Consider the following 22816-nt stretch of genomic DNA (forward strand, 5'->3'; position numbering starts at 1 on the left):
TATAAACATACAGTATTCTAGGCGCTCCAAACTGCCATATCAAGGGAAATATCAAGTATCATGCCGGGCTTCGCCAGAAACGCGCGCCCGCGCTGCGTTCGGCAACCTTACACAGTGAGTAAATACATGACGAATTCCAATCAACCTCTGCCGTCTTTCTTCAGCCGGATTTCCATCGCCATCGGCGCTTTCTTCCGCGCGCTGTCGGACGCTGAGTACGCTGCGCGTCTGAGCCGCATCGACGAAGCGCCGCAGCCAAGCGCCACGCCTGTCGCTGCACCGGCGCCGGCGCCGGCTCCTGCTCCTGCTCCGGTCACGTTGCGCGTCGCCACCCCGGACGCCGCCCTGCAACTACTGTCGCTGTTCCAGCGCGAGGCACGCCTGATCGACTTCACCCAGGAAAACCTGTCCGCCTACTCCGACGCCGACATCGGCGCGGCCGCGCGCGTGGTGCACGAAGGCTGCGCCAAGGTGTTGAAAGAACACTTCACCATCCAGCCGATCCGCAGCGAAGCGGAAGGCAGCCGCATCGAACTGCCGGAAGGCTTTGACGCCGCCGCCGTGCGCCTGACCGGCAACGTGGTCGGCAAGGCGCCGTTCAAAGGCTCGCTGAGCCATCGCGGCTGGCGTTCGGCCGAGGTGCGCCTGCCGAAACTGGCGGAAGCGCATGACGCCTCCATCCTGGCGCCGGCGGAGGTGGAACTGTGAGCGATCCACGTTACGCCATCGGCATCGACCTTGGCACCACGCACAGCGCGCTGTCGTATGTGAACCTGCAAGCCAGCGATGGCGAGAAAACCCAGCACGGCGTGCTGGCCATCCCGCAGCTGACCGCACCGGGCACGATTGAAGAACTGCCGCTGCTGCCTTCGTTCCTGTACTTGCCGCACGCCGATGAACTGGCGCCGGGCGAGAACAATCTGCCGTGGCAGCAAACGGCTGAAGAACAAACCGGCGTGGCCGGCGAGATGGCGCGTAGCCGTGGCGCCACCACGCCGATCCGCCTGGTCTCCAGCGCCAAGAGCTGGTTGAGCCATCCGGGCGTGGACCGCCGCAGCGCCCTGCTGCCGAACGACGCGCCGGAAGAAGTGGCGCGCGTATCGCCGCTGGAAGCTTCCACGCGCTACCTGTCGCACCTGCGCAAGGCGTGGGAGCAGGCGCACCCTGACGCGCCGTTCGGCGAACAGGCCGTGACGGTGACGATCCCCGCCTCCTTCGATCCGGGCGCGCGCGAACTGACCGCCGATGCGGCGCGCGCCGCCGGCTACACCAACCTCACGCTGCTGGAAGAACCGCAAGCAGCCTTGTACAGCTGGATTCAGGGCAGCGAAGGCCGCTGGCGCAAGGAAGTCAAACCGGGCGACATCATTCTGGTGGTCGACGTCGGCGGCGGCACCAGCGACTTTTCGCTGATCGCCGTGCTGGAACGCGACGGCGTGCTGGAACCGCACCGTATCGCGGTGGGCGACCACATTCTGCTCGGCGGCGACAATATGGATCTGGCGCTGGCGCACCTCGTCGCACGCAAGCTGGCCGCCAATGGCACGCAGCTCGACGCGTGGCAGATGCGCGCACTGACCTACGGCTGCCGCACCGCCAAGGAAAAACTGCTGGCCGATGAAACCGTGGCGACCTGGCCGATCGTGGTGCCGAGCCGTGGCTCGAAACTGATCGGCGGTTCGATCCGCACCGAACTCACGCGCGAGGAAGTGTCGACCTTCATCCTCGACGGCTTCTTCCCGAAAGTGGAAGCGTCGGCGCGTCCGGCCGTGCGCACCCGCGCGGGCCTGACGCAGCTTGGCTTGCCGTATGCGCAGGACGCGGGCATCACCCGCCATCTGGCGGCATTCCTCGCGCGCCAGCTTGGCGCGACGACGGAACTGGAAGGCTACGCCGGCAAGCAAAACGCCGAAGCGACGTTCCTGCATCCGACCGCAGTGCTGTTCAACGGCGGCGTGTTCAAGTCGGACCTGCTGGCGCAGCGCATCATGGGCACCATTAACGACTGGCTGTACATGGAAGGCGCAGAGCCTGCGCGCATGCTGGGCGGCGCGGACCTCGACCTGGCGGTGGCGCGCGGCGCGGCTTACTACAGCTACGTGCGTCGCGGCAGCGGCGTGCGCATTCGCGGCGGCACGGCGCGTTCGTACTACGTGGCGATCGAGTCGGCGATGCCGGCGATTCCGGGCATGGAGCCGCCGATTCAGGCGCTGTGCGTGGCGCCGTTCGGTATGGAGGAAGGCAGCGAGATCGAATTACCGAATCAGGAATTTGGCCTGGTGGTCGGTGAGCCGGTGCAGTTCCGCTTCTTCGGTTCCTCGGTGCGCCGTCAGGACCAGATCGGCGATCTGCTGGACTTCTGGGGCCCGGATGAGCTGATCGAGATGAACGAGATTCAGGCTAACCTGTCGCCGGAAGGCCGTCAGGCTGGTGATGTGGTGCAGGTACGCCTGCATGCGATGGCGACGGAATCGGGCACGCTGGAACTGGCCGCCGTGGCCAACGATGGCCAGCGCTGGAAGGTGGAGTTCGACGTCCGCAACGCATGATGAGCCAATACGTCGTCAGCATCGATCTGGGCACCACCAATACGGTGATGGCCTATGCGGAAGCCGGCAGCGCCGAGATTCGGTTGTTCGATATCGATCAGCTGACGGCGCCCGGCGAGATTGGTGCGGCGGCGTTGCTGCCATCCTTGCGTTATCACCCGGCTGACGGCGAGATGGCGGATGGCGATCTTCAATTGCCTTGGCAGGCGGAGGATGTCGCCGGCGTGCGGCAGGTGGTCGTTGGCCGCCTCGCGCGCAAACTGGGAGGGCAGGTGCCGGGCCGTTTGGTGGTCAGCGCCAAGAGCTGGCTTTCGCATCCGCAGGTTGATCGCATGGCGGCGATTTTGCCGTGGGGTGCAGAGGCGGATGTGGCCAAGGTGTCGCCGGTGGCGGCCAGCGCGTCGTACCTTGCGCATTTGCGGTCTGCCTGGAATACGCGCTTTCCTGCGCAGCCTTTGGAACGGCAGCAGATTGTTTTAACTATTCCCGCATCGTTTGACGAAGGCGCGCGTGCGTTGACGCTGGAAGCGGCGCGCATGGCGGGCTTGCCGTCGTTGCGATTGCTGGAAGAACCGCAGGCCGCGTTCTACGACTGGCTGTTCCGCCAGCGTGCGTCGTTGGACGAGCAGTTGGCCGATACGCGGCTGGTGCTGGTGTGCGACGTCGGCGGCGGCACCACGGACTTCAGTTTGATGAAGGTCGACGGTGCTGCCATCAGCCGCATCGGCGTCGGCAACCACCTGATCCTCGGTGGCGACAATATGGACCTCGCGCTCGCCCACCTCGTCGAGTCGCGCATGAGCGGTAACGAACCTGCGCGGCTGTCGGCCGCACGCTTGTCGCAACTGGCGGAACGCTGCCGGGCGGCTAAGGAGTTGCTGCTGGCCGCCGATGCGCCGGAGCGCACCACCGTGACGCTGCTGGGCGCCGGCTCGAAGCTGATTGGCGGCTCGCGCTCGGCCGAGCTGACGCGCGATGAAGTCACCGCGCTGGTGGTGGACGGCTTCTTCCCGCTAAACGCGGAACAGGCTTCCGCGAAGCGCGGTCGCGGGGCCATCGTCGAATTCGGCCTGCCCTACGCCGCCGATGCCGCCATCACACGCCACCTTGCAGACTTCCTGCGCCAGCACGCCGCCGCCGCGCGCGAAGCCCTCGGCCTGCCCGCCGACAGCACCACCATCCCGATCCCGGACACGCTGCTGCTCAACGGCGGCGTATTCCGCGCCGACGCACTGGCACGCCGACTGGAAGCGACGCTGGCAGGCTGGCGCCAACAACCAATGCGCGTGCTGCACAACGAAAACCCCGACGTCGCCGTAGCACGTGGCGGCGTCGCCTACGCGCTAGGCCAATCCGGCCAGGCGCCGGTGATCGGCGGCGGCTCCGCGCGCAGCTACTTCCTGCTGCTGGACACCGCCGGCCCGGCCGACAAGCCACGACGTGCCATTTGCATCCTGCCGCGCGGCGCGGCCGAGAACAAAGAAATCCTGCTGGCCGACCGCACCTTCGCACTGCGCCTCGGCCGGCCGGTGCGCTTCCACCTCGCCTCCTCCACCGCCGAAGCGCCGCAAGCCGGCGACGTGATCGAACTGCAGCCGGACGACTGCATCGAACTGCCACCCATCGCCACCGTCCTGCGCGACAGCAGCGCCGCCGACGCACGTAAAGAAATCCCAGTGCAGCTGGCCGCCACGCTGAGCGAAGTCGGCACGCTGGACGTCCACTGCGTCGCCAAGGAAAACGCGCAACGCTGGCTGCTTGAATTCCAGCTGCGCGGCGAGGCAGCGCCCGAAGCAGCAGCCGATGAAACACCGATGCCAGCAGGCCTGCCGGCCGCCCTCGAAAAAATCGAGCGCATCTTCGGCAGCCGCGCGCAGCAAGTCGACATCAAGGAAGTGAAGCAACTGCGCACCCAGCTCGAGCACCTGCTGGGCAGCCGCGAAAACTGGCCGACCGCCGTGCTGCGCCGCCTGTTCGACGCGCTGATGGAACGCGCCAAAGGCCGCCGCCGCTCCGCCGAACACGAACGTGCGTGGCTCAACCTGAGCGGCTACTGCTTGCGTCCCGGCTTCGGCTACGCGCTGGACGAATGGCGCATCGAAAAGCTGTGGGCCATGTTCGGCGCCGGCGTGCAGCATCACAAGGACAGCCAGGCCTGCGCCGAATGGTGGACTATGTGGCGCCGCGTTGCGGGCGGCTTGAGCGTGGAAGCGCAATTGCGCGTGCTGGACGATTTCGCTTTCAACGTGCAGGCCGATGCTGCAGAACGCGGCCGCCGACCTGTCACGCTGGTCAACGGCAGCGAGGAAGACATGCTGCGACTGGGCGCATCGCTGGAACGCATCCCCGGCAACTACAAGGCCGAAATCGGCGCGTGGATGCTGGAGCAGCTACAGAAAGAGAAGAAATCCGAAGCCGCGCGCGGCCGCCTGCTGTGGGGCTTGAGCCGCGTCGGCGCGCGCCAGCCCTTCCACGGCAGCGCGCACGACGTGGTGGACACCGCCACCGTCGAACAATGGCTGGACGCCGTGCTGGCACTGGACTGGAAAAAGGTCGAACCGGCCGGCTACACCGCAGCCCACCTGGCCCGCATGACCGGCGACCGTTCGCGCGACATCAACGACACGCTGCGCGCCGAAGTGCTGCGCCGTCTGCAGGCGTCAACCGCGCCCGCCAACTGGAGCGCGATGGTGCGCGAAGTGGTGCAGCTCGACCAGGCCGACGAAAAGCGCATGCTGGGCGACGCCCTGCCGCCGGGCCTCAAATTGATTTCTTGATGTAGCCTGCCTGCTGGGCCACGAAACCGTCGAAGGCGGCGATCAGCGGATCGAATTTGTTGATATCGTTTTCCAGCTGCGCCAGCGCGTACACCGTGGCCTCCAGCGTGGACAGCTGGTCCGGCAGATGCGCCTTGCGTATCAGGTAGTGCGACGGCGGCGTGTCGCGCAGCGGCATGCGCGGCAAGGTTTGCAGCAGCGGATTCAGATACAGCATCTTGCGGCTCTTGCGCCAGGTCCCGTCCAGCACCACGAGGCGCAGCGGCTCTGCAAGCCATGCCTCGTCAAACGGCTGCGGCGCGGCCAGTCCCAGCGACGCATCTTCCGTATCGGGATACAGCAGCACGTTGCGGCGATCCGGCGAGAGCAGCGCTTGCAGCTGCTGCGGTTCGAACGTCTCGCCCACTTCCAGCCGGCTGTTGGACAAACTCAAATGCAGCAGACGCGCACTGCCCTTGGCATTGCTGACTTCCATCGGATGTTGAAGTATCAGGACTTCGACCTGATTAGGCTGCGCTGTCGCCCAGCGGCAGATGCAGGTCTGCTGTGGGCGCAGGCACGCGGCGCACATGGCGCGCCGCGCGGGAAGGGCTGGACTCGCGGGACTGGCAGTATTCATAGGCCGCGATTGTACAGCCTACAGCGGCTTAGAACTCTTCCCAGTCGCCCGACTCGTTGGCAGCAACGGTGGCCTTGCGTGGTGCGGTTGATGCGGCCGGTGCGGATGCCGGCGCAGCAGCCGGGGCCTTGGCGGCAACAGCCCTCTTTGGTGCCGCCACCGCTGCGGCACGACGCGGCAGCGCGGCGCGCGCCGGTGCGGCCGGACGCGCCAGCGCGGGCGCCGCGCTCGATCCATCCAGCTTGAACACACTGACCACATCGGCCAGCTTGGCCGACTGCTCCTGCATCGATTCCGCCGCAGCTGCAGCCTGCTCCACCAGCGCCGCATTCTGCTGCGTCACCTGATCCATCTGCGTAATCGCGTCGTTGACCTGCGCGATGCCGATGCTTTGCTCTTCGCTGGCATTGCTAATCTGCGTCATGATCTGCGTGACGCGGCTGATGCTCTGGACGATTTCCTCCATCGTCTGCCCGGCCTTGTCCACCAGCTCGGAGCCCATCTGTACCTTCTGCACTGAGTCGTCGATCAAGCCCTTGATATCCTTGGCGGCCGAGGCGGAGCGCTGCGCCAGATTACGCACTTCCGACGCCACCACCGCGAAGCCGCGTCCCTGCTCACCAGCGCGCGCCGCTTCCACGGCCGCATTCAACGCCAGGATATTGGTCTGGAACGCGATGCCGTCGATGACCGAGATAATATCCACGATCTTGCGCGACGAGTCGTTGATCGAGCCCATCGTGTTCACCACCTCGCCCACCACCGAACCACCACGGCTGGCGATTTCCGATGCGCTGATCGCCAGCTCATTGGCCTGCCGCGCATTCTCCGCATTGAAGCGCACGGTGGACGTCAACTGCTCCATCGAGGATGCGGTTTCCTCCAGCGAGCTAGCCTGCTCCTCGGTGCGCGAAGACAGGTCCTGATTGCCGGCTGCGATTTCCGTGGACGCCGTCGCAATCAGATCGGTGCCATTGCGCACCTGGCCGACGATGTTCACCAGATTGGTGTTCATGGTCTTCAATGCGTTCATCAACTGGCCGGTTTCGTCATTGCTGCTGACCTGGATATCGCTGGTCAAATCGCCCGAGGATACGGTCTCCGCAACCTTTACCGCTTCATTGATCGGCTGCGTGATGGTGCGCGTGATCCACCATGCGGCGAACACGCCCATCACAATCGCGGCAAGGCCTAGCAGCACCAGCAAGGTGCGGCCGCTCTGGTACTGTTTCTGGATCTCGACGGCGGTGGCGTCCAGCGATGCTGCCTGCTTGTCGGCGAAAGCCTTCAGCGCCGCGAGGTAGCGGATGCGGCTCTGGGTCATCTCGCCTTCGTAGATTTTGGTCGCACCTTCCAGGTCGCCGGCGTTCTTGGCGGCGAATACGGCCTTGCGGAAATCGGTGTAAGCCTTGCGCGTATCCAGCACTTGCTTGAACACTGGCTTGAGATCATCGTCATCGAGGTTGGCGCCGATCTGGTCCTGGATCTGGGTGGCGCGGCCGGAGGATTCGGCCATCAGCGCTTCGAGTTTTTTCTGGTCGGCCGCATCGCGCACCATGTAGGCGCCGGTGGTACGGGCGGCGTTCACCTCGATGATCTTGCCCCACTCCGCGATCAGCCGCTCGTCGCGGATTTTCACGTTAATCATCTCGTCGGTTTTGGCGCTCGCGCTGCTCAGGCGAAGTATGCCTATGGTGGTCATCGCAACCAGCAGTAACAAAATCAGCGAAAAACCAAAGCCAAGTCGGGTTCCGATCTTGAGATTGTTCATGGCAAACTCCCTAGCAAAAGTCTGGAATGTCCAGTTCATGCTAGCACTATTTGTCCACAATCTATAGTTCGAAAAGAAATATTCTGCGCTGCAACGCAGCAATCAATCGCTTGCGGGCGCTGCGCCGAGCAGTTCCTCAACGCCCGCAATCGCCGACGGATCCTTGATCACGGCACGCAGCCACACATGCAGCGGCATTTCACCCCAGCTGGCCGCCCGTTCAGCCAGATAGGCGACCGGGCTGTGCGGCTCGGTGCGACGGAAGAATTCCGCCACCAGCCGCAGTTGCTGCAGGGCTTGCACGCGATTTTGCAGTGCGCCGCCCAGCGTGGCGCTTGTGTGACCAGAAGTGGCCTGACCACCGTCAGCGAGGGCCATCAGTTGGCTGTGCGGGGCGAGATGGCGGATCACCGCCTGCAAGGCGTCCTTGGCAGGCGAGAAGCCGGGACCGTCCGCACCCAGTTGCGTATCTACCACGCGCTCCAGTTGAATCAGCGCGGTGAGGCAGAATTCGGCGTCGTCCAGCGATGGCGATGCGCAGGCTTGCACCAGCGCCGGCGTGCGCGCCAGCAGCCAAAACAGATTGCCGATGCGCTGGTCGTAGTCGCCGTCATCGACCAATGGATACAAATCGGTCCAGTATTTTTCGCACAGGCCGGCCAGCAGCGCGTAGCCTTCGCCGAGGCCACGAAGACCTTGCGTGCGCGCCTGGGCCTCAGCCAGCCAGACAGCCAGCCGCAGGTCCTTGCTGCGGGTGAGGATCAGTTGCGCGCAGCGGCTGGCGACGAACGGCCAGTCGGCTTCCTTCAACGCGGTCTCCCACTCGCCTTGATCCAGCGTCGGATCGTCATGCTGGCGCGCTTGCGCCACTTCGTCCACTTCTCGGCTGAATGACATATCTTCGCCGCAGGGCTGTTCCGCGCTGACCGGCTGCAGTAATTGATCGATGGTGGCCATGTGCGCCTCCTATTTGACGGTGTATTTGAACTGGCCTTTGCTGCCCGTGCCGACCTTGATGCGGCTGATGGGCTGTGCCTGCGCCATCTTTTCCAGCACTGCCTGCGCAATCTCTGGCAGCAGCGTGCCGTTAAGGATATGGTCGACGTTGCGCGCGCCGGAATCGACTTCGGTGCAGCGAGCCAGCACCGCGTCCACCAGCGACGGCTCGTAGGTGAATTCGGCGTGGTGATGTTCGCGGATGCGTTGCGCGATGCGCGCCAGTTTCAGTTCGATGATCTGCGCCAGCACCGCGTCCGGTATCGGGTAGTACGGCGTTACTTTCACGCGACCGAGGAACGCTGGCTTGAAGTGCTTGAACAATTGAGGGCGCAGCAGCTGTTCCAGTTCATCCGGCGGTGGCGGCTCCTTGTTCACACAAGTTTGCATGATGGTGGCCGAGCCGGCATTGGCGGTGGCGATGATGATGGTGTTGCGGAAGTCGATCTCACGGCCTTCGGCATCGTCCATCACGCCCTTGTCGAACACCTGAAAGAATAGTTCGACCACGTCCGGGTGGGCTTTTTCGATTTCATCCAGTAGCACCACGCTGTAGGGATTACGCCGTACGGCTTCGGTCAGCACGCCGCCTTGGCCGTAGCCGACGTAGCCCGGCGGCGAACCTTTGAGGCCGGACACGCTGTGCGCTTCCTGATATTCGCTCATGTTGATGGTGATGAGTTTGCGCTCGCCGCCATACAGCAGGTCGGCCAGAGCCAATGCGGTTTCGGTCTTGCCGACGCCGGAGGGGCCGACGAACAGGAATACGCCTTTCGGTTTGTTCGGGTCATCGAGGTTGGCACGCGCGGTACGCACGCGCTGCGCCACGGCGGCAATCGCGTGCGGCTGGCCAAGGATGCGTTCTTGCAGCGCGCCTTGCAACGACAGCACGGTGCGGATCTCGTCCTTGACCATGCGGCCCAGCGGAATCCCAGTCCAGCCGGAGACGATGGCAGCCACGCTGGCGCCGTCCACTTCCAGCGGTACGAGCGGCGATTCGCCTTGCAGCTCCGCGAGTTCTGCCTTCAACGCACGAAGTTCTGCGTCGCCGCCACCGTGCCCCTCGCCGCTCCGTGCGCGTACGATGGCCGCCACGATGGCTTGCTCGCGCTGCCAGCGCTCCGTGTGCTGCGCGCATTCTTCCTTGCAGGCTGCGAAGCTGGCTTGCAGGTGCTGCACGCGCTGGTGCAGCGCCGCGCCGCCCTCTTCCCGCTGCAAGGCCGCGATTTCAGCGCTGATGCGTTCCATCTGCTTCGCCGCATCTTCCAGCAAAGCCGGCGCTCCGCTCTGCGCCAGCGCCACCCGTGCGCAAGCCGTATCGAGCACACTGACCGCCTTGTCAGGCAACTGCCGTCCGCTGACGTAGCGATGCGACAGCCGCACCGCTTCCGTCACCGCTTCGTCGCGGATACGCACACTGAAGTGTTTCTCCATTAGCGGCGCCATCGCACGCAACATGGCGCTGGCGATATCCTCGCTGGGTTCTTCCACTTTGACGACCTGGAAGCGGCGCGCCAGCGCTGCATCCTTCTCGAAATACTTCTTGTACTCTCCCCAAGTGGTGGCGGCGATGGTGCGCAGCTCACCGCGCGCCAACGCAGGTTTGAGCAGATTAGCCGCATCATTCTGTCCCGCAGCGCCACCCGCACCGATCATGGTGTGCGCCTCGTCGATGAACAAGATGATGGCACGCGGACTTTGCTTGACCTCATCGATCACATTCTTCAGGCGGTTTTCGAACTCGCCCTTCACACTGGCGCCGGCTTGCAGCAAGCCCATGTCCAGTGTGCGGATCTCCACCTCCTTCAGCGCCGACGGCACATCGCCAGCCCCCACGCGCAATGCGAGTCCTTCCACCACTGCCGTCTTGCCGACGCCCGCCTCGCCGGTCAATATCGGATTGTTCTGCCGCCGGCGCAGCAGGATATCCACCATCTGCCGTATCTCCGCCTCGCGCCCGATGACAGGATCGAGCTTGCCCTCGCGCGCCATGCGCGTCAGGCTGGTGGTGTATTGGTCCAGCGCCGGCGTGCGTACGGTGCCGGCAAACGCAGCGGCGGAGGCTGCGGGGGCTGCGGTCGTCTCTTCCTGCGAGCCATGTGCGTACTTCTCCAACTGATGTTTGACTTCGTCGATGGGAATCTTCGCGAACTGGCGCGACGCCCGCAGTGCCAGTTGTTCCAGCTCCGGATCCGCGAGCAGCGCAACCAGCAGATGCGCGCTGCGAATGGCGTCCGGCGGCGTCGCCAGGGAGGCAATCAGCCAGGCATGTTCCAGCAGCACCGGCAGGTCTCGTGCAAACACCGGCGTGCGAGTGCTGCCATTCTTAAACTGGCTCACCTCCTGATGCAGGTCGGCTTCCAGCGCTTCCACATTCACGCCGCACTTGCGCGCGATCAGTACCAGGTCGCAGCGTTCCTGCTCCAGCAAGGCCAGAAGCAAGTGCTCAATCTCCACTTCGTGCTGGCCCAGCGCCACGCAAATGCTGGCGGCGCGGGTAACGGCCAGCCGCGTGGTGTCATTCAGCTTTCCGATCAAGGACTTCAGGTTCATTTGCGACCTCCACGTGCGCTGCGATTGATCGAGTAATGCAGCGATGACGGTTGCAGCACCGCGTCAAAGCTGACAGCTTCGGTATGGGGTAGTCCGGCCAGCGTGCCGTAGATGGCAAAGCGCACGCGGTTGATCGAGCCGGGTTCGTGTTCCAGGCGGGCCTGCACATTGCGCAGGCGCGGTTCATGCCGTTCGATGGCGGCTTTCAGTGCGGCGCAAATGCGCATGCGGTCGTCATCGCTGCCAAAGCACATGCCGGCGAAATCTACCAGTCCGTAATTGGCGATCGAGCGCGCGCACTCGGGATAGGCGCGCATCGTCTCGACGGCGATGGCGCAGCGGGTGTTCAGCAAGTCTTCCAGATCGCGCGCCACGCTGTCTTTGTACTGTTCCAGCGACATGCGGGGTGCTGCTTCGCCAAGCAAGCGATCGAGCAGGCCGGGAGTAAAGCCGTTCATGCCAGACTTTCGAAAAAGAGCCAGGCCGGGAAGGCCTGGCTAAAGGCGCGCGGCGCCGGCTCGCCACGAGGACCGGCGCGGGCGCAGGGGAAGCTTCAGACGATGCGGTTGGTGGACAGATCCCAACCGCCGGACGTGTTACCGCCAGCGCCGCCGCTGATTTTCTGCTGCGTGTACTTCCACTTGATCTTGGAGAATTTGAGCGCGACTTCCTCGCTCAGGATGTCGCCCTCCTCCACCGCCGGCGACACGGCGCCGATCAGCACATTCTCGATTTCGATTTCGTAGTATTTCACGCGCTCACCCTGGGCGTCGGCACGCATGAACTCAAACTTGGCCTTGGGGATGGTGCGGCCGGCCGAACAGGTTTGCAGCAGGATCGGGGACGCCAGGTCGGCCAGTTTGGACAGCACGATGTCGCGATGCTCGCAACGCTCCGCCGTATGGCCGCCGCCAGTGGAAGCGGTGGCGGACTTGGGCTGTTCCACGCCGAAGCTCACGGACCGGCACTCGATCCAGTCCTTGTGGCGGTCGTCATTCGATTCGCCCTTGATGCCGTCAATGTACAGATATACGTCGATTGCCATTGGAATGCTCCTCTCAATTTATCGGGGTTCAGTAGTTGGTCGGTTGTGGCAGCTCCGCGACCAGACGGAGTGAAACGGACAGCTCATCGAGCTGGAAATGCGGACGCAGGAAGGACACCGCGCGGAACACGCCCGGCCGCCCTGCGACTTCGTGCACTTGCACCGAGGCCTCGCGCAGCGGGAACTGCGCCTTCTGTTCCTGGCTGGCGTTGTCGTCCAGCAGAACGTATTTCATGAGCCAGCGGTTAAGGAAATCTTCGACGTTGGAGGCGGACGCAAAGCTGCCGACCTTATCGCGCATCATGGCCTTCATGTAGTGCGCGATGCGCGATACGGCGAAGATGTACTGCAACTGCGAGGACAGCACGGCGTTGGCATTGGCCGCTTCCGAGTTGTACTTGCGGGCCTTTTGCGCAGACTGCGCGCCGAAAAAGGCGGCGTACGCGGTGTTCTTGCAGTGGACAAGCGAGATGAAGCCAAGGTCGCTCAGCTCTTTCTCACGGCGGTCGGTGATGGCGACTTCGGTCGGGCACTTGAGCGCCACTTCGCCTTCGTCGGTTTTGAAGGTGTGGGTCGGCAGGTCGTCCACCAGGCCGCCGCCTTCCACACCGCGGATCGCCGCGCACCAGCCGAAATCATCGAAGGCCTTGGTCAGCTTGGCGCCGAAGGCATAGGCGGCGTTACACCACAGGTACTTCTGGTGATCGGTGCCGTCGACTTCCTCGACGAAGTTGAAGCCTTCCACCGTGGTGCCGTCGACAGGATTGAACGGCAGGCGGCCGAGGAAGCGCGGCAGCGCAAGGCCGACGTAGCGGGAGTCATCGGATTCGCGGAAGGCCTTCCACTTGGCGTATTCCACCGTATCGAAAACCTTGGACAGGTCGCGCGGCTTGGACAGGTCGCCGTAGCTTTCGAGCCCAAACAGTTCCGGCGACGCCGAGGCAATGAATGGCGCATGCGAGGCCGCCGCCACGTGCGACATCTGCTCGATGAAGTACATGTCTTCCGGCTGGCGCGAGATTTCGAAATCCCCCAACAGCGCGGCATACGGCGCACCGCCGAAGGTGCCGAATTCTTCCTCGTAGATCTTCTTGAACATCGCGCTCTGATCGAATTCCAGCGCGGACTGGAAGTCCCGCACCAGTTCGCGCTTGGTGGCGTTGAGCACGCGGATCTTCAATCCCTGCCCGGTAGCGGAGTTCTTCACCAGGTAATGCAGGCCGGTCCAGCTTTGCTCCAGCTTCTGGAACGCCGGCGCGTGCATGATGGCGCTCAACTGGCTCGATATCAGCTTGTCCAGCTCCGCCACGCGCGCGTCCAGCGTGGCGGACAGGTTGTTGGAGACCGCCACGGTACCGTCCAGCACCTGATTCACCAGCTCCGCGATGATGTCCTTGGCGCGTTTATGCTCCACGCTGGATTTGGCGACCTTGCTCTCTTCCACGATCCGGTCCAGCAGGCTGTCGCCTTCCTGCAGCGGCGCGGCTTCCTGCGCTTGATTCAGTTGTGCGGACATGTCAGTTCCCCTTGGCGGCCCTCAGGCTCGCCAGCTTGTCGGTGTTATTCAGGACGTCGCTCAGGATGTCTTCCAGCTTGTCGTTCCCGGCCAGCTTGTTGCGCAGGTCGGCCAGCTTGCTGCGTGCTTCCAGCAGCTTGGCCAGCGGCTCCACCTGCTGCACGATCGACTCGGGCCGGAAGTCGTCCATCGCCTTGAAGCGCAGCTCCACATTGAAGCTGCTGTCGTCGCCGGCCAGTTGGTTCGGCACCTGGAAACGCGCCACCGGCTCCACGCCGCTCAACACTTCATCGAAGTTGCCGCTGTCGATGCTGACGAACTTGCGGTCCTTCAGGCGCTTCTTCTCCACATCCGAATTGCCGCCGAAGTCTCCCACCACGCCGACCACGAAGGGCAACTCCTTGTTTTCCATCGCATCGCCGATCTCCACGTCGTAGGTCATCTGCACGCGCGGAGGACGCACCTTGGTGAGACGCTTTTGAATGCTGTCGCCGTTAGCCATACATGCTCCTTATTTCAATCCGCCGAACGGATCGCTGTTGTTGGTCTGGTTGTTGTTCTTCGCCGGGCCGGTGGCAGTGTTCGAACCCTTCTTCGCCGGCGGAGCGACAGGTGCCGGCACCGGCTTGCGCGCAGTGGGCACCAGCACATCTTCGCCAAGGCTAGTGCGCAGCAGCTTGGCCAGGTCCTGCGCCTCGGAACGCAGCGAGCCATTCAGATTGTTTTGCTGGCTCAGGTCCGCCAGCGCCTTGGTTGACAGGCGCAAGCCACTGACGGCGACGATGCTGTTTCCCAGTTTGTCATTGGGATCGCGCTGCAGCGCTTCCTGCGCATTCATGATCGCCTCGCCGTAGCTGGCACGATCGAACTTCATTTGCGCCATATGGAGCCACGGCGTCTTCTCCGCCGGGTAGTTGGCGGCGGCCGATTTGAGGATGCCTTGCGCCTTGTCGGCCTGCCCCGCAACCAGCGCCGCGTCAGCGTCGGCCAGTGCGCGATCGAGCGTTACGGCTTGCGGCTTTTCAGCACGCACGCTGGCGCCGTCTGTCGCGCAGGCCGACAGCAACAGCATGCTGGCGACACAAGGCAGCCATGTTCTTGAAGTGCTCATTGGTTTCTCCTTTTGCGTAACCGTTCGGAAGAAGGCCATTATTCATGAACGCTTTTTTCGCCGATTGCGCTTGCTCAAGCAGCGTGCTGTTTTCTCTTTGCTTGAGGCGACGCAAGGAGAAACAGCGCTGCTTTCGTTCTAATGCATGGATATCCAACAGGGAGACCGTATGAGCATTCCATCCAAGGTGCTGTGGGGCGAAGGCCTGTTCCTGCGGCCGCAGCACTTCCAGCAGCAGGACCACTATCACGAAGCGCGCCTGCGCCGCACTGCGCAAGCACTCCATCCTTACTTGTGGGGCGTGCGCGAAATCGCATGGGACCTCGACGCGCTCAAGGCCGGCAAGCTGCGGCTGGAAGCGCTGTCGATCATCTTCCGCGATGGCGAAATCGTCGACGCGCCGGTCAACGCCCCGCTACCGCCGGCGATCGACTTGTCGCGCATTCCCGCCAGCGTGCTGGAAGTGACGTGGCATGCCGCCCTGCCGTCGCTGGCGCCGGGCGGGGGCAACGCGGCGTCGGCTGGCGAGCATCACACCGGCGCGCGCTACGGCCAGTCCAGCCGTGAAGTGGCGGACCTGTACACGCAAGCTGTCACCACGGACGTCAGCTTCCTCAACAGCGCTGTGCGGCTGCTGTCCGATCTTGAACCGCTCGGCGCTTTTGAATGTGTGCCGGTGATACGGCTGCGGCGCGTGGTGACCGGCGGCTTCGAGCCGGATCCGACATTCATCCCGCCCGGCCTGGCCATCGCCAGCGCGCCTGCGCTCAAGGCCATGCTGGATCGCCTGCTGGACGCCCTGCAGGCCAAAGTGCAATCGCTGCAAGGCCATATGCGCGAACCTAGCCGCAACGTGATTGAATTCCGCTCCGGCGACGTTTCATCGTTTTGGCTGCTGCACACCGTAAGCACCTCGGCCGCCACGTTGATGCACTACCTGCGCAATCCGGAACTGCATCCGGAACGCCTGTTTGAAACACTGCTGGCATTGGCCGGCGCGATGATGACCTACTCCAAGCAATACACGCTGATCGACCTGCCGGGCTACCAGCACGACGATCCGGCGCAATGCTTCTCGGCGATCGACGCAATCATCCGCGACCTGCTGGACACCGTCATCTCCACCAAATACTTCTCCATCGCGCTGACCGAGGACAAGCCGAGCTACCACCTCGGCAAGCTCGATTCCGGCAAGATCGACCAGCGCACCACGCTCTACCTGGCCGTCAGCGCCGCACTGCCGGCGCTGGAACTGGTGGAGGTAGTGCCGCTACGCGTCAAGGTCGGCGCGCCAGACGACGTCGAGAAATGCGTGCTATCGGCCATGCCCGGCGTGAAGCTAACGCACGCACCGCAAGTGCCGGCAGCCATCCCGGTGCAGCCGGATACCTACTACTTCGCATTGGAGGGCAAAGGCATGTTGTATGAACAGATGCTGAAATCGCAGTCGATCTCAATCTACGTACCGGCCGGCATACGCGACCTGCGCCTCAACCTGATCGCGGTGACAGCATGACGCGCCCGGTCGAACGCCGCGCAGTTCCCACGCTGATGGGCGGCCAGCGCAAGCAGATCCAACCCGGCTACGGCCACGTGCAAACCCTGCTCGACCTGCTGCAGGAAGGCTTCTATCTGCTGTTCATGCTGAAGAACGGCAGCACGCCGCCGGGCGAAGCTGAATTCCTCGACACCGTCACCGCCTATCTCGCGGAGTTCGACCGCGAAGCGCGCAAGCTGCGTGCACAGGGCGAGGATATCGACGCCTCCAAATACGCCTTCTGCGCGGCGCTCGATGAGATCATCCTGTCCTCGCAGTTTGCGATGCGCTTCGCGTGGGAACGCAGGCCACTGCAACTGGTGATCTTCGGCGACCAGCTGGCGGGCGAACACTTCTTCGACCGCCTGGAAGCGCTGCGCAGCGCCGGCGGTGCGCGGCTGCCGGCGCTGCAGGTGTTTCATATGTGCCTGCTGATCGGCTTTCGCGGCAAGTACGCGCTGGATGCCAGCGACAAGCTGGCCTACCTGACCGCCCGCCTGGGCGACGAAATCGCCCACATGCAGGGCAAGAGCAAGGGCTTCGCACCGCAGGCGGAACGGCCCGACCAGATCGTGCACAAACTGCGCTCCAACGCGCCGCTATGGGTGGTATCAGCGGTGTTCGGGGTGATTGCGATGGCGGCCTACATCGGCCTGGAATCGTCACTGTCCAGCTCTACGCAGGACACGCTGGCGGCCTACTCGGACCTGGTGAAGCTGGCGCCGCGCCCGGCCTACGTGACCATCACATTGCCATAGCTACTGCGCGACGCGGAACTCGATGCGGCGGTTGCGCGCGCGCCCTTCCGCACTGGTGTTCTCGGCCACGGGGCGATCCGGTCCCTGGCCGGACACCATCACCATGTCGGGATTGATGCCCTTCCCGGTCAGATAAATCCGCACCGCCTCGGCGCGCGCCTGGCTGAGCGCCAGGTTGCTCTCGCGCAGACCAGTGTTGTCGGTATGGCCGATCACCTCCACCTTCTTGCCTTTTACCTTGTGCAGCGCGGCCGCCATCTCATCGAGAATGGCCTGGCCGGATGCGGTCAGCGTGGCCTTGCCGCTATCGAATTCGATGATGCGCTTGTCCAGCGTGGCGTCCAGCAGATTCTGCTCCGCAGCGCTGACGCGCAGGCCGTTGTTGACGGTGTAGCTGGGATTGAGGCTGGTGGCGATATCGCTGGCGATCTGCTGCCGCTGCGCTTCGTTTGCCACCTCGCCGCGTACGGTGACATTGGTTCCGTCGATTTTGAGCTCGCCCTTGCTGATCAATTTTAGATTGGGCGCGATCAGCTTCTGCACGTAGCCGTTCCAGTTCGGCGGCAGCGAGACCTGCGCGATCGTCACCTGGTCGACCACGCGCTCGGCACCGTACAGCGCACGTACCTGCGCCAGCATGGCGGCCTTGCTGGCCTCATCCGGCACAGCGCCGGTGACCACGATCTGGCCCGGTGTCTGGGCGGCGGCCCCCGCTGCCGCCAACAATGCCATCATCATCGCACTTTTACGCATGGCTGAACTCCTTCACTCAAAGGTTTCATGGAATAGCGCTTGCACGGAGCGCAGCGACAACTGGCCTTGTTCAAGATATGCCGACAGCTTTTGCACGCGGGCGTCACCGGCAATCAGCTCATCGACCCAGCCGGTGTAATCGAAGTGGATCTGCTGCTCGGCGGCGCTGTGCGGATCGATGATGGCGGCCAGCGTTTCCGGCGCGGCGCCATTGAAGCCGATGACCAGCGACGGCTGTCCGCGCACCTCAGCAAAGAACAGGCTCAGTTCAAAGTCGGCCTGCTGCAGGAATTGCGCGATCAGGTCCAGCCAGAATGCGGCCACCAGGTTGCGCTGGCGTTCCGATAGCGGCAACGGCAGCACCAGGCTTTTGTCGAGACGTTCCGCCCCGCTCCGGCGCACCGGCTGCAGCAGCAGGCCGACCGCCAGTATCGTGCGACGCACGCAGCCGCTGCCCAGCAAGGCTTCCAGCGCCGTCACCGTGTGCCGTTCGAGGAAGTCGGCAAATGACAGCGCGTGCTGCTCGCTGGCGGCATCGACGTCAACGCGGGTACTCGCCAGCGCTTGCAGCGCCGCGTCGGGATCGATGGCATCCAGCACCTGTTCCGCCAGCAGGTCCAGTTCGCACCAAAGCGGCGACAGGATCAGAGGACTGCGCGGCACAAAGGAGGCCGGCGCATCGACTTCGATGGCACTCATGCTGAGGAAAGGATAGCGTCGCCGCGAACTATCGCTGCTTGCAGCGAGATGGCCGGCGATGGCGCGCCGGCTGCGCGTACCGACGAAGGCGAAGTGCAGCGGGCGCATCGCATCGTAGTTCAGCTTCCAGCGCGGCTCGGCGCTGACGAGATTCATCACTTCGGCCAGCCAGCCGTCCAGCAGTGTGGCCAGCGCGGGATTGTCGGCGGCCTTGATGAAGTCACTGCGGCTGGGCAGCTTGCCGAAATAGCCGATCCGCGCCGCCTGCGCCCCGCGCCTCATCGCACCGCCCCCACCAGCGCCCCAGCCGGCGCCGCACCCGGTGCCGATGCCGGTGCAGGCGCCGCGTCGGACTGCCGCCCGCCGCTGGCCCCTGTACCTGCCGAAGACTGGCCGCCGGGGCCAGCGGCGGCTACAGCGCTCGTGGGCGGTCCGCCGCCGGTCGGCATCAGCGGCGGCGCAGTGGGCGTCGGCGATGCTCCCGGCGCCAATCCGGCGAGCGGTGCGCCGACGACGGTTTCTGGCAGCCGCAAGCCACGGAAGCCCTGATCTTGCGGCGCGCTTGCCGCAGCGCCGTTTTCCGGACTGCTGACGATTTTCAATCCCATCGCCACCGTAATGCCGCCGCTGGTCCAGCGCAGTTCAAACACGCCGCCATCGCGCTTCTGCTTGGCCGCCGTATCGATCATGCGCTTGAGGCCAAACTGCCCTGGCTCATTGAACACCTCCACGCTACGCCCGTCGGCCGCCACCGCCGTGATGCGCGCGCCAGGCGCGCCCTCCGGACTCGGATGCACCATGCTCGCCCACTGCGCCGGCGTATTCCGATAGCGCAGCTGCTGGCCGTCGATCTCCACCGTGTATTCCAGCGCACCGGGCGCCGGCATCGGCTGGATCTGGAATACCGTCTGCGCGCTGGCCGGCGAGACCACACCGCCTGCAGAAATCGGCGCAACCCAGCCAGGAAAACGCGCCGCCATCTGCGGCGCCAGCGTAATGCCCATGTCGGCCCAGGTGCGCGGCGCCAGCACATCGCCACGCCGCAGCACCAGCGGCCCCATTGCCGACGTGGCGAATTTGGCGATCACGCCATCCGGCCCAAAGAACTGAGCGATCTCGGTGCTGGCCGCCTCCACCCGTCCGTTCGGCGCGAACGGATACTTGTTCGCCAGCGACTGCTGGAACGGCTCATACACCTGCGCCAGCCAGGTCTTGTTGATCTCCGCTTCGGCGGCGGGAATCAGCACGGCGAAGGTCTGCATCAGCGGCCGCACGAGGATAGGACGTATGGCCTGCTTCTGCGTATCGCTCATCCCGACCAGCATTTGCTCGTCGACCCAGCGCAGCGCGTCGGCCAGTTCCGAACCGCTGCCGTCCAGCGTCTGCTGCATGAGTTGCCGTGCACCGGGACCGGGATCGCCCTGGTTCTTCAGTTGATTCATGCGGCCGCGCAGCTTGGACAGCACATCCATGTAGGCGCGCATCAGCGATGCATCCTTGTCACCGGACGCCACCAGCTTGCCGATGCCGGAGAACTCGCGCCCCACCGCGCCCATCGCCATCGCGCGTTCCGCCGGCAGGTTGATGTTGACCTGCGCCGGCGACCGCCGCAGCAGACTATATTTGATCCAGTTGATGAAGCCCGTACGCGCCTCCTTCACCTCCGCGCTCATCGCCGAAGGATTGTCCCACGAGGTTTGCTGGTGTATCGCCGCCAGCAGCTTGGTCAAAGGCGACGCTTGCGGATCGCCGAGCCGGTTCATCGCCGCCACCGCCGCATCGAAGCCATTCAGGTTGGAGATGTTCACGCCCTGCACAAACCTCTGCCACTCGCGCGCGTAGTCCGCCTTGTACAACTCCGTCAGGCCTTTCTGGATTTGTTCGGGACTGCCTTCCAGCGTCAGGTCGTCGCGGGCGGCAGTCTTCAACACCCAGTCGCTGCTTTGCAGCTCGCGGCTGGCGGCGTTGCGGAAAGCCTCCTGCACAAACTTCTCCCACGCCTCGCGTGTGTACGCGCCCGGCACCGCGTAACTGCCGTTGACCAGCGCCTGATCCTGCTCGCCCACTACGCGCGCCACCGTGGCCGATGGAAAGCGCGTATTGGCGCGGGCACGGATATCGGCATATACGCGCTCCCGCGCTGGCAGACCACGCACCACGCGGCGCAGGTTTTCACGCGACTGTTCCACCAGCGCCAGCTTCAGATCAATGCGCGGCCAGGCCGGATCGGGAATCTGCGCGAGATAGAAGGTCATCAACCGTTCGGCGCTGTGGATCATCTGCTCGCGCGGCATGGCGCCGCGATTATTGTCCAGCCAAGCGCGCCAGTGACGCGGCAACTGATCGTTGAGGTGACTGGCTTCCGCGTGCGATTTATCAGCCAGCATCAGGTAGCTTTTCAACGCGTTGTAACCATCGTCCACGTTGGCGGCGCCCGGCTGCAGTTCGGCGGCATGCACATTCATCTCCGACAGCTGCGTTTCCAGATTCGCCACCACCGGCATCAGCATCACATTCCTCACGCCGGCGAAGTACTCCTCACGCAGCTTGCGCTCCAACAGCTCGCCCTGATAAAGACCCATACGCAGCGACCACGGACGCGCATCGTGATACTTCTCCAACTGCACGATACGATCCTGAATGATCTCCAGCGCTTCAAGGCGCGATTGCAGGTCCAGCCGCTTGGCCTGCAGCTTGATCACCTTGTCGAGATCCGCCTGCACATTGCTGACCAGCTGGCGGTTGCCCATGTAAGCCCAGCTCCATCCGCCCAGCGATGCGCCCAGCAGCAGCACCGCACCGAAGAAGGCGGCATACTTCAAACGCACCTTGGTCTTGCTGGCGTACTGCGACACCAGATCCTTATCCTCGAAGATCACCTTGCGGAATAAGTTCAACAGGAAGAAGCCCGAATTGCCCGCGCCGGCGACAGCGGCGGTATCGGACGCCGCCAAAGCAAAGCGCTTGGCTACGCGCTGCGATTGCTCGCTGAGCGGCATTCCCTCCTGCAGCGCGCTGGTGAAGTAGAAACCACGGAACACCGGCTTGAACTGGAACGGGTTCTCTTCAAACAGCGTCACCAAAAACGCACGCAGTGGCGCGCGGATGGTCGAGAACTCCAACGGGAACGTGAACACGCCCGGCTCCATGCGCTCGCGCCGCTGCTGGCCCATGATGGCGAGACTCATCGCCTTCAAGCCGTCGCACAGCTCATCGAAAGCGTGATCGAAGAACGCCATCACCTGCTGGCTGCTGGTCTTGCGCTGATACGGCATGGTCGCGCCCCATGCGCGCTCACGCTCCGTGCGCTCCGCCTGCGCGAAAAATTCGCCGAAGCCCGCAATCAAATCAGCCTTCGTGAACACCACATACACCGGCGCGAAAATCTCCAGGCGTTCGATCAAATCCTGCACGCGCTTGCGCAGGCTGCGCGCCAGCTGGATGCCCGCCTCCGGATCCTCGCCGCGCAGTTCCGCGATGCTGACCGCAATCACAATCCCGTTGACCGGCGCACGGCGGCGATACTTCTTCAGCAAATCGAGAAAGCCGAACCACTCTGCGCGATGTTCATCAAGCACCGAGTAGCGGCCCGCCGTATCGAGCAGGATGCCTTCGGTGGTGAAGAACCAGTCGCAGTTGCGCGTGCCGCCCACGCCTTGCAGTACCTTCCCGTCCGCGAACGGAAACTGCAAGCCGGAGTTGGTAACGGCCGTGCTCTTGCCCGCCGCCGGATTCCCGATGATCATGTACCACGGCAGCTCGTACAAGGCACGCGTGCCGGAGACCATGCCCAGCTTCGAGCCCTTGATGGTATCGATCGCCTTGAGCATGCTGTCGCGGATGGCTTTTACCTCGGCGACCGACGGATCGACGATGGCCCCGCCCAGCAATTCAGACTCGCGCCGCGCGCGCCAGCGTCGCCAGCCCCACACCGCGCCGGCCAGCGCCAGCATCACGGCGATGGCGGCCAAGGCCCACACCAGCGCCAGTTCCAGCATTTGCGCGCCAAGGTAAAACAGCGCCGCCATCGCCGTCAGGCCAATGATGGTGAGATTGCGGCTATCAGTCAGGAAGGTCCAGATTTTGCGCATCATAGATGGTGTCCGGCGAAGACGGCGGCGCCCATGCAACA

General features: G+C 63.9%; 17 protein-coding genes. 5 read left to right on the plus strand and 12 right to left on the minus strand.

Annotated features, from left to right (window positions below; translation table 11 throughout):
• The first annotated feature begins 126 nt into the window (after nucleotides 1-126).
• The 3 genes from BMZ70_RS10790 to BMZ70_RS10800 are packed head-to-tail and all read left to right on the plus strand — an operon-like array spanning nucleotide 127 to nucleotide 5326.
• Nucleotides 127-708, plus strand: coding sequence for a DUF2760 domain-containing protein (locus BMZ70_RS10790; RefSeq protein ID WP_092273530.1), 582 nt, complete (start codon nucleotides 127-129; stop codon nucleotides 706-708).
• The gene (locus BMZ70_RS10795; RefSeq protein WP_092273533.1) at nucleotides 705-2549 is read left to right on the plus strand and encodes an Hsp70 family protein; all 1845 of its coding nucleotides are present in this window, start codon (nucleotides 705-707) and stop codon (nucleotides 2547-2549) included. The genes BMZ70_RS10790 and BMZ70_RS10795 overlap by 4 nt, the downstream gene beginning before the upstream one ends.
• A complete protein-coding gene (locus tag BMZ70_RS10800; RefSeq protein ID WP_092273536.1) occupies nucleotides 2549-5326 on the plus strand; it encodes an Hsp70 family protein in 2778 nt (925 codons plus the stop codon). The genes BMZ70_RS10795 and BMZ70_RS10800 overlap by 1 nt, the downstream gene beginning before the upstream one ends.
• Here BMZ70_RS10800 and BMZ70_RS10805 read toward each other — a convergent pair.
• From BMZ70_RS10805 to BMZ70_RS10845, 9 genes are all read right to left on the minus strand, one after another.
• The gene (locus BMZ70_RS10805) at nucleotides 5310-5945 is read right to left on the minus strand and encodes a tRNA-uridine aminocarboxypropyltransferase (protein WP_092273539.1); all 636 of its coding nucleotides are present in this window, start codon (nucleotides 5943-5945) and stop codon (nucleotides 5310-5312) included. The two genes, BMZ70_RS10800 and BMZ70_RS10805, sit on opposite strands and share 17 nt — an antisense overlap.
• A gap of 28 nt (nucleotides 5946-5973) precedes the next feature.
• A complete protein-coding gene (locus BMZ70_RS10810) occupies nucleotides 5974-7716 on the minus strand; it encodes a methyl-accepting chemotaxis protein (RefSeq protein WP_092273542.1) in 1743 nt (580 codons plus the stop codon).
• A 102-nt stretch (nucleotides 7717-7818) separates the two neighbouring features.
• On the minus strand, nucleotides 7819-8673 hold the full coding sequence (tssA, locus tag BMZ70_RS10815) for a type VI secretion system protein TssA (protein ID WP_092273545.1): 855 nt from the start codon (nucleotides 8671-8673) through the stop codon (nucleotides 7819-7821).
• 9 nt (nucleotides 8674-8682) lie between these two features.
• Nucleotides 8683-11265, minus strand: a complete 2583-nt coding sequence (gene tssH / locus BMZ70_RS10820; protein ID WP_092273548.1) for a type VI secretion system ATPase TssH — start codon at nucleotides 11263-11265, stop codon at nucleotides 8683-8685.
• A complete protein-coding gene (tssE, locus tag BMZ70_RS10825; protein WP_092273551.1) occupies nucleotides 11262-11723 on the minus strand; it encodes a type VI secretion system baseplate subunit TssE in 462 nt (153 codons plus the stop codon). Before tssE ends, tssH begins: the two co-directional genes overlap by 4 nt.
• Nucleotides 11724-11818: 95 nt before the next feature.
• Nucleotides 11819-12310, minus strand: a complete 492-nt coding sequence (locus BMZ70_RS10830; RefSeq protein WP_092273554.1) for an Hcp family type VI secretion system effector — start codon at nucleotides 12308-12310, stop codon at nucleotides 11819-11821.
• Nucleotides 12311-12338: 28 nt separating this feature from the next.
• A complete protein-coding gene (gene tssC, locus BMZ70_RS10835) occupies nucleotides 12339-13826 on the minus strand; it encodes a type VI secretion system contractile sheath large subunit (RefSeq protein ID WP_092273557.1) in 1488 nt (495 codons plus the stop codon).
• 1 nt (nucleotide 13827) lies between these two features.
• Nucleotides 13828-14328: a type VI secretion system contractile sheath small subunit gene (tssB, locus tag BMZ70_RS10840; protein ID WP_092273560.1), complete on the minus strand. Its 501-nt coding sequence runs from the start codon at nucleotides 14326-14328 to the stop codon at nucleotides 13828-13830.
• A 9-nt stretch (nucleotides 14329-14337) separates the two neighbouring features.
• Nucleotides 14338-14937: a tetratricopeptide repeat protein gene (locus tag BMZ70_RS10845; protein WP_092273563.1), complete on the minus strand. Its 600-nt coding sequence runs from the start codon at nucleotides 14935-14937 to the stop codon at nucleotides 14338-14340.
• Between the two features lie 169 nt (nucleotides 14938-15106).
• Here BMZ70_RS10845 and tssK point away from each other — a divergent pair, with 169 nt between their 5' ends.
• Both tssK and icmH read left to right on the plus strand, forming a co-directional pair.
• Complete coding sequence (tssK, locus tag BMZ70_RS10850) at nucleotides 15107-16453, plus strand: type VI secretion system baseplate subunit TssK (RefSeq protein WP_092273566.1); 1347 nt, start codon at nucleotides 15107-15109, stop codon at nucleotides 16451-16453.
• Nucleotides 16450-17232 (plus strand): type IVB secretion system protein IcmH/DotU, encoded by a 783-nt coding sequence (gene icmH / locus BMZ70_RS10855; protein ID WP_092273569.1) that lies wholly within the window; start codon nucleotides 16450-16452, stop codon nucleotides 17230-17232. Before tssK ends, icmH begins: the two co-directional genes overlap by 4 nt.
• On the opposite strand, the gene BMZ70_RS10860 is transcribed toward icmH, so the two are convergent.
• The 3 genes from BMZ70_RS10860 to tssM are packed head-to-tail and all read right to left on the minus strand — an operon-like array spanning nucleotide 17233 to nucleotide 22775.
• Nucleotides 17233-17985, minus strand: a complete 753-nt coding sequence (locus tag BMZ70_RS10860) for an OmpA family protein (protein ID WP_092273572.1) — start codon at nucleotides 17983-17985, stop codon at nucleotides 17233-17235. It lies immediately after the preceding gene.
• 12 nt (nucleotides 17986-17997) lie between these two features.
• Nucleotides 17998-18966: a type VI secretion system-associated protein TagF gene (gene tagF, locus BMZ70_RS10865; RefSeq protein ID WP_092273575.1), complete on the minus strand. Its 969-nt coding sequence runs from the start codon at nucleotides 18964-18966 to the stop codon at nucleotides 17998-18000.
• Nucleotides 18963-22775, minus strand: coding sequence for a type VI secretion system membrane subunit TssM (tssM, locus tag BMZ70_RS10870; RefSeq protein ID WP_092277745.1), 3813 nt, complete (start codon nucleotides 22773-22775; stop codon nucleotides 18963-18965). The genes tagF and tssM overlap by 4 nt, the downstream gene beginning before the upstream one ends.
• Nucleotides 22776-22816 lie beyond the last annotated feature (41 nt).

It is taken from the genome of Duganella sp. CF402 (assembly GCF_900109645.1).
In the GTDB taxonomy this organism is placed as follows: Bacteria; Pseudomonadota; Gammaproteobacteria; order Burkholderiales; family Burkholderiaceae_D; genus Rugamonas.